Annotated in this window: 7 protein-coding genes and 1 pseudogene; 3 read left to right on the forward strand and 5 right to left on the reverse strand. The window is 72.8% G+C overall.

Annotated features, from left to right (window positions below):
- Window positions 1-38: 38 nt before the first annotated feature.
- On the forward strand, window positions 39-374 hold the full coding sequence (locus tag ACQUFX_RS24150) for an STAS domain-containing protein (protein WP_067360858.1): 336 nt from the start codon (window positions 39-41) through the stop codon (window positions 372-374).
- A 106-nt stretch (window positions 375-480) separates the two neighbouring features.
- Here the strand turns inward: ACQUFX_RS24150 and ACQUFX_RS24155 are convergent, their stop codons facing one another.
- Together ACQUFX_RS24155 and ACQUFX_RS24160 are read right to left on the reverse strand one after the other, a co-directional pair.
- Window positions 481-1,035, reverse strand: a complete 555-nt coding sequence (locus ACQUFX_RS24155) for a response regulator (RefSeq protein WP_428962569.1) — start codon at window positions 1,033-1,035, stop codon at window positions 481-483.
- Complete coding sequence (locus tag ACQUFX_RS24160; protein ID WP_428962570.1) at window positions 1,032-5,402, reverse strand: hybrid sensor histidine kinase/response regulator; 4,371 nt, start codon at window positions 5,400-5,402, stop codon at window positions 1,032-1,034. Before ACQUFX_RS24160 ends, ACQUFX_RS24155 begins: the two co-directional genes overlap by 4 nt.
- Window positions 5,403-5,633: 231 nt before the next feature.
- Between ACQUFX_RS24160 and ACQUFX_RS24165 the strand changes: the two genes are divergently transcribed.
- Window positions 5,634-7,718, forward strand: a complete 2,085-nt coding sequence (locus ACQUFX_RS24165) for a SpoIIE family protein phosphatase (RefSeq protein WP_428962571.1) — start codon at window positions 5,634-5,636, stop codon at window positions 7,716-7,718.
- 57 nt (window positions 7,719-7,775) lie between these two features.
- Here ACQUFX_RS24165 and ACQUFX_RS24170 read toward each other — a convergent pair whose 3' ends face one another.
- Window positions 7,776-9,110, reverse strand: coding sequence for an FAD-binding oxidoreductase (locus tag ACQUFX_RS24170; RefSeq protein WP_428962572.1), 1,335 nt, complete (start codon window positions 9,108-9,110; stop codon window positions 7,776-7,778).
- 270 nt (window positions 9,111-9,380) lie between these two features.
- Here ACQUFX_RS24170 and ACQUFX_RS24175 point away from each other — a divergent pair, with 270 nt between their 5' ends.
- The gene (locus tag ACQUFX_RS24175; protein WP_428962573.1) at window positions 9,381-11,474 is read left to right on the forward strand and encodes a S9 family peptidase; all 2,094 of its coding nucleotides are present in this window, start codon (window positions 9,381-9,383) and stop codon (window positions 11,472-11,474) included.
- Between the two features lie 53 nt (window positions 11,475-11,527).
- On the opposite strand, the gene ACQUFX_RS24180 is transcribed toward ACQUFX_RS24175, so the two are convergent.
- Window positions 11,528-12,547, reverse strand: coding sequence for a threonine ammonia-lyase (locus tag ACQUFX_RS24180; protein WP_428962574.1), 1,020 nt, complete (start codon window positions 12,545-12,547; stop codon window positions 11,528-11,530).
- Window positions 12,548-12,573: 26 nt separating this feature from the next.
- Window positions 12,574-13,937 (reverse strand): annotated as a pseudogene (locus ACQUFX_RS24185) (glycosyltransferase family 2 protein).
- Window positions 13,938-13,976 lie beyond the last annotated feature (39 nt).

Below are 13,976 nucleotides of genomic sequence, written 5' to 3' on the forward strand. Positions count from 1 at the left end.
AGCGGGCCGGGGCTGACGGATCGCGCTAGGCTGACCGGGTGGATCGTGCCGAACTGTCCATCACGCTACACCGGACGGGAGACGAAGTCGTCCTTCGCCTCGCCGGTGAGATCGACATGCTCACGGCAGCCCAGTTGTCGACCGTCGTCAACGAGGCCCTCACCGAGCCGCCACCCCGGCTGGTGCTCGACCTCGGCGGGGTGACCTTCTGCGACTCGCAGGGTCTGGGCACCCTCGTCGTCCTCAGCCGCAAGGCCAGTCACGCCCAGAGCCTGCTGGTCCTCACCAACGTGGGCGACTTCCTGCTCCGCGTCCTGGACATCACCGGCCTCCGCTCCGCCCTGATGATCCGCAACAACCAGTCCACCCCCTGACCCACCCGCGCCGCCCCTCCTCCGCCCTGCGGGGTGATCAAGGGGTTCACGTCGCCCGGCGGCCGGATGCTGACGCAAACCCCTTGATCAACGCACGGGTCGGGGGTCAGGGGGTGGGACCCCAGCGGGCTTGTTCGAGGATCTCCACGGCCTGGGTACGGCTGTCGGGGGTGGCGGCGCGGAGCAGGGCGGTGGCCTCGTCGACGGCCTCGGTCAGGGTGCGCCACTGGGCCTCGCGCTCCCGGACCAGGTCCGACTGGGCGGCGAGCTGCCGGCTCTTGACCCACAGCTCCACGAAGACGGAGACCTTGGCCCGCAGCACCCAGGGGTCGAAGGGCTTGGTCAGGTAGTCCACCGCCCCGGCCGCGTAGCCGCGCAGGGCGAGCTGCGCGTCCCGGTCCGCGGCGGTGAGGAAGATGATCGGTACGTGCCGGGTGCGCTCGCGCCGCTTGATGTGGCCGGCGGTCTCGAAGCCGTCCATGTCCGGCATCTGGGCGTCCAGCAGGATCACCGCGAAGTCGTCGACCAGGAGCTGCTTCAGCGCCGCCTCCCCGCTCTCCACGGCCACCGACTGGACCGGCAGGCCCTGGAGGATCGCCTCCAGGGCCATCAGGTTCTCCCGGCGGTCGTCGACCAGCAGCGCCTTCGCCATCTGGGTCACGAACTCTCCTTGCCTCGACTGCTACCGATCCAGGTCGACATCAGCTCGATCAACTCGTCCAGGTCGACCGGCTTGGTGATGTAGTCGCTGCCGCCCGCCGCGAGCGCGGACTCGCGGTCGCCCGGCATCGCCTTGGCGGTCAGGAAGACCACCGGCAGGTCGGCGAAGCGGTGGTTGCGCCGGATCTGCCTGGTCGTCTCGTACCCGTCCTGGTCCGGCATCATGGCGTCCATCAGCACGATGTCCACCTCCGGATGTTCTGCCAGGACCCGTACGCCGTCGGCGCCGTTGTCCGAGTACAACACGGTCATCCCGTGCAGTTCCAACGCACTGGTCAGCGCGAAGACGTTTCGGACGTCGTCGTCGACGATCAGCACCGTGGCGCCCTCCAACTGCCGGGTCGCCGGGGTCTCCGGCGCCGGCGGCAACTCCAACGGCGGCATCAGCAGCGAGGACGGCAGTCCGGCCCGGGCCGGCGACGGCGGCAGCGGCGCCACCACCGCGTCCGGCGCCAGCACGTCCGGCACGAAGAGGGTGAACGTCGACCCCTGGCCGGGCGCCGAGGCCACGGTGATCGTGCCGCCGAGCAGGCGGGCCAGGTCCCGGCTGATCGACAGCCCGAGACCGGTGCCGCCGTAGCGGCGGCTGGTGGTCCCGTCGGCCTGCTGGAACGCCTCGAAGATCAGCGACAGCTTGTCGTCGGAGATGCCGATCCCGGTGTCGATCACGGTGAACGCGATCACCTGCCGGGCGTTGGTCAGCGCCGGCACGTCGAACACCGCGTTCTCCGCGGCCGGCCCGATCCGCAGCGTCACCGCCCCGTTGTCGGTGAACTTGACCGCGTTGGAGAGCAGGTTGCGCAGGATCTGCTGGAGTCGCTGCGCGTCGGTGACCAGCGCCGGCGGCAGTTCCTGGGCGACCCGTACCTGGAAGTCCAGGCCCTTCTCCTCGGCCTGCGGCGCGAACGCCTGCTCGACGTAGGTGCGGATCTCGGCGAACCGGATCTCGGTCGGCTCGACGTCCATCCGGCCCGCCTCGATCTTGGACAGGTCGAGGATGTCGTCGATCAGGCGCAGCAGGTCCGACCCGGAGCCGTGGATGGTCCGGGCGAACTCGATCTGCTTCGGGGTGAGGTTCTGCTCCGAGTTCTCCATCAGCAGCCGGGCCAGCAGCAGCAGCGAGTTCAGCGGCGTGCGCAGCTCGTGGCTCATGTTGGCCAGGAACTCCGACTTGTACGCCGAGGCCCGGGTGAGCTGCTGCGCCTTGTCCTCCAGGCCGAGCCGGGCCAACTCGATCTCCCGGTTCTGGGTCTCGATGTTGGCCTTCTGCTCGCTGAGCAGCTTCGCCTTGTCCTCCAGTTCGGCGTTGGTGCGCTGCAACTCCGCCGACTGCTCCTGGAGTTCGTGGGCGAGCCGCTGCGACTGGGCGAGCAGCTCCTCGGTACGCCGGTTGGCCTGGATGGTGTTGACCGCGATGCCGATGGTGAGCACCAGCCGCTCCAGGAACGACAGGTGCAGCTCGGAGAAGGGGGTCACGCTGGCGAACTCGATCACGCCGAGCAGTTCGCCCTCGAAGAGGACGGGGAGCACGACCAGGTCGGCCGGGGGCGTCTCGGCCAGGCCGGAGCGGAGCATGAGCCGCCCGTCCGGCACGGCGCCGACCCGGATGGTCCGGCGGGACAGCGCGGTCTGCCCGACCAGCCCCTCCCCCGGCCCGAAGGTGACGTCGTGGCCCCGGGAGACGTACCCGTACGAGGCGGTCAGCCGCAGCCGGACCACCCCCTCGGAGTTGTCGACCAGGAAGAACGCGCCGAGCTGCGCGTCCACCAGCGGGGTGACCTCCATCATGATCATCCGGCAGACCTCGCCGAGGTCCCGCTGGCCCTGGAGCAGACCGCCGATCCGGGCCAGGTTGGAGTCGAGCCAGCCCTGCTCGGCGTTCTTGTGGGTCGTCTCCCGCAGGGTGACGATCATCTGGTTGATGTTGTCCTTCAGCTCGGCGACCTCGCCCTGCGCCTTCACCGCGATCCGCTGGGTCAGGTCGCCCCGGGTCACCGACGTCGACACCCGCGCGATCGCCCGGAGCTGGGTGGTCAGCGTCGAGGCGAGCTGGTTGACGTTCTCGGTCAGGTCCCGCCAGGTGCCGGAGACCCCCTTGACCTGCGCCTGACCGCCGAGCTTGCCCTCGATGCCGACCTCGCGGGCCACCCGCGTGACCTCGTCGGCGAACGACGAGAGCTGGTCGACCATCGTGTTGACGGTGTTCTTCAGCTCCAGAATCTCGCCCTGCGCGTCGACGGTGATCTTCTGGCTCAGGTCACCCTTGGCGACCGCGGTGGTGACCGAGGCGATGTTGCGTACCTGGCTGGTCAGGTTCGACGCCATCGAGTTCACGTTGTCCGTCAGGTCCCGCCACGTACCCGAGACGCCCTTGACCTGGGCCTGACCACCCAGCTTGCCCTCGGTGCCCACCTCCCGGGCCACCCGCGTGACCTCGTCGGCGAACGACGAGAGCTGGTCGACCATCGTGTTGACCGTCGACTTCAGCTCCAGGATCTCGCCCCGGGCATCCACCGTGATCTTCTGCGACAGGTCACCCTTCGCCACGGCGGTGGAGACCTGGGCGATGTTGCGCACCTGGGCGGTCAGGTTGGAGGCCATCGAGTTGACGTTGTCGGTCAGGTCCCGCCAGGTGCCGGCGACGCCGCGCACCTGGGCCTGGCCGCCCAGCTTGCCCTCGGTGCCCACCTCGCGGGCCACCCGGGTCACCTCGTCGGCGAACGACGAGAGCTGGTCGACCATCGTGTTGACCGTCGACTTCAGCTCCAGGATCTCGCCCCGGGCATCCACCGTGATCTTCTGCGACAGGTCACCCTTCGCCACCGCCGTGGTGACCGAGGCGATGTTCCGCACCTGGCTGGTCAGGTTCGACGCCATCGAGTTCACGTTGTCCGTCAGGTCCCGCCACGTACCCGAGACGCCCTTGACCTGGGCCTGACCACCCAGCTTGCCCTCGGTGCCCACCTCCCGGGCCACCCGCGTCACCTCATCGGCGAACGACGACAACTGGTCCACCATCGTGTTGACGGTGTTCTTCAGCTCCAGGATCTCGCCCCGGGCGTCCACGGTGATCTTCTGCGACAGGTCACCCTTGGCGACCGCCGTGGAGACCTGCGAGATGTTCCGTACCTGGCTGGTCAGGTTGCCGGCGAGCTGGTTGACGTTCTCGGTCAGGTCCCGCCAGGTGCCGGAGACCCCGCGCACCTGGGCCTGACCACCCAGCTTGCCCTCGGTACCCACCTCGCGGGCCACCCGGGTCACCTCGTCGGCGAACGACGACAACTGGTCCACCATCGTGTTGACGGTGTCCTTGAGCTCCAGGATCTCGCCCTGCGCGGCGACCGTGATCTTCTGCGACAGGTCACCCCGGGCGACCGCCGTGGAGACCTGGGCGATGTTGCGCACCTGGGCGGTCAGGTTGGACGCCATCGAGTTGACGCTGTCGGTCAGGTCCTTCCAGGTGCCGGCGACGTTCGGCACCTCCGCCTGACCGCCGAGCTTGCCCTCGGTGCCCACCTCGCGGGCCACCCGGGTCACCTGCTCGGCGAAGAGCCGCAGGGTGTCGGTGAGCGAGTTGAAGGTGTGCGCCAACTCGGCGACCTCGCCCTTCGCCGACACGGTGATCTTCTGCGACAGGTCGCCCTTGGCCACCGCCGTGGCCACCTGTGAGATCGACCGCACCTGGTGGGTCAGGTTCGACGCCATGGTGTTGACCGAGTCGGTGAGGTCCTTCCAGGTGCCGGCCGCGCCCCGGACGTCGGCCTGCCCGCCCAGCTCACCCTCGGTACCCACCTCCCGGGCCACCCGGGTCACCTCGGAGGAGAAGGAGGAGAGCTGGTCGACCATGGTGTTGACGGTCCGCCCGATGCGCAGGTACTCACCGCGCAGCGGCCGACCGTCGATCTCCAGCGCCATGTGCTGGGACAGGTCACCGTCGGCCACCGCCACGATCACCCGGGCGATCTCCGTGGTGGGCCGGCCCAGGTCGTCGATGAGCGAGTTGACCGCCCGCTGCCCCTCGGCCCAGGCGCCCTCCAACCCCTCCTCGTCGAGCCGCTCGGTGAGCCGACCGTCCCGGCCGACGATCCGGCTGATCCGGCGCAGGTCCAGGTTCTGCCGCTCCTGGAGCGCCACCACCTCGTTGAACGCCTCGGCAACCTCACCGGCCGCGCCCGACCGGCGGGGCAGCCGGACCTTGAGGTCACCGTGCCGGATTCGCCGCAACGCCGTCACCAGCTCGTCGAGCACCGCGTCACGATCCTGCGCGGCCGGGTCCGTGGTGACGGACTGTTTCGCCGTGGTCATCATTCCTCGCAAAGCTCGGGGCTCCGGGCGCAGGCCGGCAGGCCGGCCATCCCATCATTGTGCCCGCGACCGCGTCGGTGCCATTCGACGTGCCAGGTCGCCACGCTGGGTACGCGCCATCCGACATGCCGGCCGCCGTGGGCGGGGGTGCGCCGGGCCGGTGCAGGTCGGGCGGCGGCCCGACGCGGTCGGATCGGCTTGGCACCCGGCTTCCGGCGGGGCAGGATACGAAGGGTGTCAGCGGAGGCGGGGGCCGCGATCGACGGTGGCCCGGACGAGCACGTCCGGCGGGTCCGGCTGCCCGCGGACCGGCGTACCCCGGCCGCCGCCCGCGCCGTGGTCCGCTCGGTGCTCGCCGAGGCCGACCTCAACGAGCTGGTCAACGAGGCACTGCTGCTGACCACCGAGCTGTCCACCAACGCGGTGGAGCACGCGGGCACCGAACTGGACATCGAGGTCGTCGCGGACGAGGTCGGGCTCACCGTCACCGTGTCGGACTTCGCCTCCGGGCCGGTGGACGACCTGATCGTCGGGGTCCGCAACGACGCCACCGAGATCACCGAGGTCGCGGAGCGCGGCCGGGGCCTGCTGCTGGTGGACCACTTCGCCAGCCGCTGGGGCACCACGTACCTGCCCACCGGCAAGGGTGTCTGGTTCCGGCTGGAACGCCCGGCCGGCGAGCCGGCGGGACCGGAGCCCCCGGATCGGCGGGAGTCCTCCGCCCGCTCCGCCACGGCCGGCAACCGGGCCGGCCCGGACGGCTCGACGCCGAGCGCCGCGGCGATGAGCGAACTGATGCAGACCTCCCCCGACCCGTACGCCGACGACCCGCTGCCCGAGTTCGCCACCGACCTGCTGACCCGGGTCGGGGAGATGATCGGCGCGGCCGGTGGCGTGTTCCGGCTGGACCGGGGGGACGGGCACGGCGCTCAGGTGCTCGCCCGGTACGGCCGGCACCCCCGGACCGGGCACGACCTGCTCCGGGTACCGCTGGCCGTGCACCGGCCGTACGTCGGGGAGCTGGAGCTGGACGCCGCGCCCTCCGGGTACGCCCGGCCGCTGGCCGTCCTCGCCGCCGAGCGTCTCTCGCTGCACCTGGAGAACGACCGGCTGCGCCGGGCGGACGTACGCCGGCAGGCCTGGCTGACCTTCCTGGCCGAGGCGAGCGAACTGCTCGCGCAGTCCCTCGACGTCGAGCTGACCATGGCGCTCATCCCGCAACTGGTGGTCCCCCGGCTCGGCCAGTGGTGCGCGGTGCACACCACCGACGAGTGGGGGCGGCTCAAGCTCGCGGCGGCCAGCCACGCCGACGAGTCGGTCCTGCCCCAACTGCACCAGGTGCTCCGCGAGACCGGGCCGGACTCGATCCAGGCGCGGCTGCGGGAGGCCTCCCGCAACGGCTCGCAGATCCCGCTCGGCGCCCCGACCGAGGGTTTCGCGGTCCCGCTGATCGCCCGGGGCCAGCGCCTCGGCACCCTGGCGGTGGGCCGGCACCAGCGGCACCGGCACGACCCGGACGAGGTCGCCGTCCTGGAGGACGTCGCCCGGCGGGCGGCCCTGGCGATCGAGAACGCGCGGATCCACGCCGAGCGGCGTCGGGTGGCGCAGGCCCTCCAGCAGTCCCTGCTGCCGCCGGTCCTGCCCGTGGTCGAGGGCATCGGCTTCGCCGCCGAGTACGTGCCCACCGGCGACGACGCCGACGTCGGGGGCGACTTCTACGACGTCCTGCCGCTGCCGGACGGGCGGTGGCTGGTGGTGATCGGCGACGTGTCGGGCAAGGGGGTGCAGGCGGCGACGGTCACCGGGCTGGTCCGGGACGTCATCCGGGTGCTGGTCGGCGACGGCAAGCCCCTCTCCGAGGCGCTGTCCCGGCTCAACGAGACGCTTGTCGAGCGGGGCGGCGGCCGGTACTGCACGCTCGCCATGGCGGCGGTCGGGCCGGGCGAGGGCGACCAGTTGGAGGTCTCCCTGCACCTGGCCGGGCACGACCGCCCGGTGCTGCTGCGCGCCGCCGGTGGCGCGAGCTTCGTCGGCACCACGGGCACCGCGCTGGGTCTGCTCGACTCGATCGCCTCCCCGGCGGCCGAGATCCTGCTCGACCCCGGCGACTCCCTGATCTTCTACACCGACGGGGTGACCGAACGCCGCCGGGGCCGGGAACTCTTCGGCACCGAGCGTCTCCGGGACGCCGCCGCCCCGCTGGGCGGATACTCGGCCGACGTGGTCGCCGCCCGACTGCGCTCCACCGCGATCAACTTCTCGGTGGAGACGCCCCGGGACGACATCGCCATCCTGGTCCTGCGCAACGACGCGCTCTGAGCCCCCGACCACGCCGGCACGACGGCCGGCCCCGGGGCGGCCGGCCCGGCCGCCGCGTCAGAGACCGCCGGGGAGGCGGCCGGGAGCGAGCCGGCGGTGCGGGTCCACGCGCTCCTTGGCCTCGGGCAGCCCGGCCGGGACCGGCACACCGGCCCGGAAGTCGACGGCGGCGCGGACCTGCGGCGGGGCGGCCACGACGACGCACCGGCCCCCGCGTGGTAGCAGCGTCTGTCGCAGGCTGTCGACGATCCGGGTCACCCGATCACCGGCGGCGAGCGGGCCGGCGAGCGCGGCGTACAGCACCCCGGCGGCGAGGGAGCCCCGGGCCGGGACCGGCACGCCGGACGCCTCCGGGTACACCGCGCGGGCGACGTCCTGGAGCACGTAGAGAGGCGAGTGCAGGTGGTCCGGTGGCGCCTCGATCCGCAGGGCCACGTCGCCGGGGCCGAACGGGTACCGCCCCCACCAGGGCGGCGGCTGGAAGGCTCCGCTCGCGGTCGGGCCGAGCAGGGCCGTGAGCTGCCGGGCCCGCTCGGCGACGTCGGCGGGGTCACCCTCCAGCAGCACCACCAGGCTGCCGGTCCAGACGCCCCGACCGGCGACCGAGGGGTGGGCGGGATGGACGAACGGGGAGAGCGCGGGGGCAGCGGGCAGGTCCGCCTCGATCGCCGCCGGGTCGAGGTCGGCGGTCGTCACCACCTGCACCAGGTCGCGGGCCTCCGCCGGGTGCCGCACCGGGCAGGTCACCCAGTACCGGCAGGCGGGGACGGCCTGCACCCGCAGCGTCGCGGCGACCAGCAGGCCGAGCCCGCCCTGTGATCCGCAGAGCAGCCGGACCGGGTCACCCCCGGCGGCTGCCGCCCCGTCAACCGGCACCGTGGCCAACTCGCCGTCGGCGTCCAGGTAGCTCAGCCGGACCAGGTGACTCGCCGGCCCGCCGTGCCGGTGCCGCAGCGGGCCGGGCTCGTTCGCCGCGATCACGCCGCCGAGGGTCGCGCCGGGTGAGGGCGGGTCCAGCGGCAACCACTGCCCGCCGCGCCCGAGCCGGGCCTGGACCGCCCGCATCGGGGTGCCCGCGCCGACCTCGACCTCGGGCGCGTCGTCCGGGCGGTGGCCGAAACCGGCGAGCCGCCCGGTGTCCAGCACGATGTCGACCCGGTCCGGGGCGGCCCCCCAGTCGATCTTCGTCCCCGCCCCGCGCGGCACCACGGCCAGTTCGTGGTCGGCGGCGAGGCGGAGCACGCGGCCCGCCGCCGGCGCGTCGCCGGGGACCGCCACCCACCGGGCCGGGCGGCCCGCCACCTCGTCGGCCGGACCGGCCAGCCGGGCGAAGGAGGAACCACAGATCTCCGCCAGCCGGCGGGTGATGTCGGAGGCTCCGGGTCGACCCATCGAGGAACTCCTTGCTCCCACCATGCCGGCTATCGTACAGGTGTTCGATAGATAGATGGCTGGGAGTATCGATCAACTGACGGAGAGTACCCCTCAACGGTCCCGCCGCACCATGCCCACTCGGGCAGGAGTCCACACTGGAGGCCGGTGGCGACCGCCGCCGTCGTACCCTCCCTCCCCGCGCCGGAAGCCGGACGCCGGGCCCCGTCCGGGCCCCGACGCCGCTCGCCGTGCCCGGTCCCGGCGCCGCTCGGCCGGTAACGTGGCGCCGTGACCACCGAGACCTCCGCGCCCGTCGCCAAGCGGGTCCCCAGCGAACGCACCCACCACGGCGACACCGTCGTCGACGAGTACGCCTGGCTCACCGACAAGGAAGACCCGGACACCGTCGCCTACCTGAAGGCCGAGAACGCCTTCACCGAGGCGCGCACGACCCACCTCGACGGGCTGCGGACGGAGCTGTTCGAGGAGACCCGGCGGCGCACCCAGGAAACCGACCTGTCGGTGCCGGCCCGCAAGGGCGACCACTGGTACTACACCCGCACGGTCGAGGGCCAGCAGTACGGCGTGCAGTGCCGCCGGGCGGTCCGCGACGGCGAGACCGACCCGCCGATCAGCGTGGCGGGTGCCCCGCTCGACGGCGAGGAGGTGCTGCTCGACGGGAACCTGCTCGCCGAGGGGCACGACTTCTTCTCGCTCGGCGCGTTCGACGTCAGCCCGGACGGCCGCTGGCTGGCGTACTCCACCGACTTCTCCGGCGACGAGCGGTTCACCCTGCGGGTGAAGGACCTGGTCACCGGCGAGGTGCTCGCCGACGAGATCCCCGGGACGTTCTACGGCACCGCCTGGTCGGCCGACGCCTCGGTGCTCTTCTACGTCACGGTGGACGAGGCGTGGCGGCCCAACCGGGTCTGGCGGCACGTGATCGGCACCCCGGCCGGCGACGACGTGGTGGTCCACGAGGAGCCCGACGAGCGGTTCTGGGTGGGGGTCGAGCTGACCCGGTCGGAGCGGTTCATCCTGATCGACATCCACAGCAAGATCACCAGCGAGGTACGGGTGATCCCGGCGAGCAACCCGACCGGCGAGCCGGCCGTCGTCGCCCCGCGTCGGCAGGGCGTCGAGTACGCCGTCGAGCACCACGGGCACCGCTTCCTGATCCTGCACAACGACGGGGCGGAGGACTTCGCCCTGGCGTACACCTCGGCGGACGCCCCCGGGGAGTGGGCTCCGCTGATCGAGCACTCCCCCGGCACCCGGCTGGAGGCGGTCGACGCCTTCGAGAACCACCTGGTCGTCTCGCTACGCAGCAACGGGCTGACCGGGCTGCGGGTGCTGCCCTCGGGCACCTCCGACTCGTACGACATCGACTTCCCGGAGCCGATCTACAGCGTCGGCCTGGACGCCAACCCGGAGTACCGCACCGGCGTCGTCCGGCTGCGCTACACCTCCCTGGTCACCCCCGACTCGGTCTACGACTACGACCTGGTCACCCGGGCACTGACGCTGCGTCGGCGCAAGCCGATCCGGCCCGGCCCGGACGGGCGCGAGTTCGACCCGGCCGACTACGAGCAGCACCGCGACTGGGCGGTCGCCGACGACGGCACCCGCATCCCGATCTCCCTGGTCAGCCGGGTCGGCACCCCGCGCGACGGCTCCGCGCCCTGCGTCATCTACGGGTACGGCTCGTACGAGGCGAGCATGGACCCGTGGTTCTCGATCACCCGGCTCTCCCTGCTGGACCGGGGCGTGATCTTCGCGGTGGCGCACATCCGGGGCGGCGGTGAGCTGGGCCGGCGCTGGTACGAAGAGGGCAAGCTGCTGGCCAAGAAGAACACCTTCACCGACTTCGTCGCCTGCGCCCGGCACCTGGTCAAGGCCAACTGGACCAGCACCGACCGGCTGGTGGCCCGGGGCGGCTCGGCCGGCGGCCTGCTGATGGGCGCGGTGGTGAACCTTGCCCCCGACGCGTTCGCCGGGATCGTCGCCCAGGTGCCGTTCGTGGACGCGCTGAACACCATCCTCGACCCGTCGCTGCCGCTGACCGTCACCGAGTGGGAGGAGTGGGGCAACCCGCTGGCCGACCCCGAGGTGTACGCGTACATGAAGTCGTACACCCCGTACGAGAACGTGGCCCCGGTCGCGTACCCGGCGATCCTCGCGGTGACCAGCCTGAACGACACCCGGGTCTTCTACCACGAGCCGGCGAAGTGGATCGCCCGGCTGCGCGCGGTGGCCCCGCAGGGCGACTACCTGCTCAAGACCGAGATGGGGGCCGGGCACGGCGGGCCCAGCGGTCGGTACGACGCCTGGAAGGAGGAGGCGTTCATCAACGCCTGGACCCTGGACCGCTTCCAGCGGTAACGGTGTAAGGAAGGGCCCCCTGTTAACGCATCCGGTAGAGGAAGGGCCCCTTCCTAACCGGTCGGCCGCTCCTCCTCGTCGGCCGAGGGATCGGCGGCGGTGAGCAGCGCCGGGTCGGCCGGGTCGTCGGCGGCGGTGAGCAGGCCGGCGAGCAGCGCCGGGTCGACGTTGCCGCCGGTCACCACGGCCACGGTACGGCCGGGCGGCAGTTCGTCGGAGTGGAAGAGCCGGGCGGCCAGCGCCACCGCGCCGCTCGGCTCGGCCACCAGCCGTACGTCCCGGGCCAGGCGTCCAGTGGCGGCGAGGATCTCCGCCTCGCTCACCGTGACCACCGTGTCGAGGCGTTCCCGCAGGTGGGCGAAGGTGAGCGCGGAGAGGTTGGTACGCAGGCCGTCGGCGACCGTGCGGTAGGTCAGCGCCGGCTCCCAGCTCGTCAGGGCACCGGTGGCCAGCGACTCGTGGGCGTCGGCGGCGAGCGCCGGCTCGACCCCGACGACGGTGGCCGCCGGCCGGAGCGCACGGATCGCGGTGGCCACCCCGGAGGCGAGGCCGCCACCGCCCACCGGCACCAGCACCACGTCGACGTCGGGCAGGTCCTGCGCGATCTCCAGGCCGACGGTGCCCTGGCCGGCGATGACACGCCGGTCGTCGAAGGGTGGCACCAGTGCCGCCCCGGTGTCGGCGACGACCCGCTCGGCCTCGGCCAGCCGCCGGGCCGGGGGTACCAGCAGGACGGTGGCACCGAGGGCCCGGATCCGGTCCACCTTCACCGTCGGCGCCCCCTCCGGCACCACCACCGTGCACGGGATGCCGGCGGTTCGTGCGGCGTACGCCAGCGCCTGCCCGTGGTTGCCGGACGAGTGGGTGACCACGCCCCGCCGTCGTGCCCCGGGGTCGAGCCGGGCGACCGCGTGCGTCGCGCCGCGCAGCTTGAACGAGCCGACCGGCTGGAGGCTCTCCGGCTTCACCCACAGCCGGTCGTGCCACGGCGTGGGGAGCAGCGGGGTACGCAGGACGGTCCGGGCGAGGTCGGCGGCGGCGGCCCGGACCTCCGCCAGCGAGACGAGCTCCATCGGACCATCCTCCCGCCCCGCCCCGGTTAGGAAGGGGCCCTTCCTATACCGAATGCGTTAACAGGGGGCCCTTCCTTACCCAGGGCGGCGGCCAGCGACCGCACCACCACCAGGCACATCAGGTACCGGTACGCGAGTTGCTGCGCCGGCAGGTGCCACAGTGGCCGGAGCCGTTCCCCGTCCAGCCACAGCGCGTACCCGGCGGTGAGGGTCTGGGCCAGCAGCAGGCCCACCCAGGCCAGCAGGTACCCGGCCCCGGGCCGGTGGAGCAGCGCGGACAGGGCGAGCACGTCGACCACCGGCGCGGCCAGTGGCAACAGGAACCGGCAGAGCAGCAGGGACGGCAGCGCCCGCCGGCCCAGCCTCCCGCCGGGGCCCGACTCGCGCACCGCGTACCGGTGCTTCCAGATCGCCCGCAGGGTGTCGTGGGAGTGCCGGTACCGCTGCCGCCAGAGCCCGCCCGGGGTGGCGGGCACCGGGGTCCAGGCGATCGCGTCCGGCTCGTACTCCACCCGCCAGCCGGCCCGGAGCACCGTCATGGTCAGGTCGGTCGCCTCAGCCGGGGTGTCCGCCGGTGCCCCAGCGACGGCGACGAGCACCTGCCGGCGGTAGGCGCCGAGCGCACCGGGGACGGTGGGCAGGCAGCCGAGCACGTCGTACATCCGCCGGTCGAGGTTGCGGCCCAGCGCGTACTCCAGGTGTTGCCACCGGCCGAGCAGCCGCCGCCGGTCGGCGACCCTGGTGTTGCCGCAGACCGCGCCGACGGTGGCGTCGGCGAAGCGTTGCACCAGCCGCAGGACGGTGTCCGCCTCGACCACCGTGTCCCCCTCGACCAGGACCAGCAGCTCCGTCCGGGCCGCCCGGACGCCGGTGTCCAGCGCGGCCGGCCGGCCCGCGTGGGCCTGCCGGACCACCCGCACCCCCCGCAGGCGCATCCGTGCCACCAGCTCGGCGGTACCGTCGGTGGAGCCGTCGTCACGACGATCACCTCCACCGCCGGGTACGCGCTGGCGACCAGGGACCGCACCGTCGCCCCGATGGTGGCCACCTCGTTGTACGCCGGCACGATCACCGACACCGGCGCGTCGATCACCGGGCGCGGCCCGCGCGGCTGCCAGCGCCGACGACCGTGGACGTGGGCGCCGATCGCCTGCGCCGCCAGCCGGCCGGTCCCGAGCAGCAGGACCAGGCCGAGCAGCAGCTCCAGCGCCGCCGCCGCACCGCCGGCGCCGACCCGGGCCCACCGGACCCCGGTACCGTCGGGCGCCGCCACCGCGCCGACGTGGTGGTCGGTGAGCCACGCCAGCAGCACGACCAGCCCGGACAGCGGCACGACCAGCCCGGACACCAACAGGGCCCAGCGGGCCGGCGGGGCGGCCGGTCGGCTCACCCGGGGCGGCCGGGACGGCGGGAACCAGCAGGGCGGTCG

This window comes from Micromonospora fluostatini, assembly GCF_050410825.1.
Taxonomy (GTDB): Bacteria; Actinomycetota; Actinomycetes; order Mycobacteriales; family Micromonosporaceae; genus Micromonospora; species Micromonospora rosaria.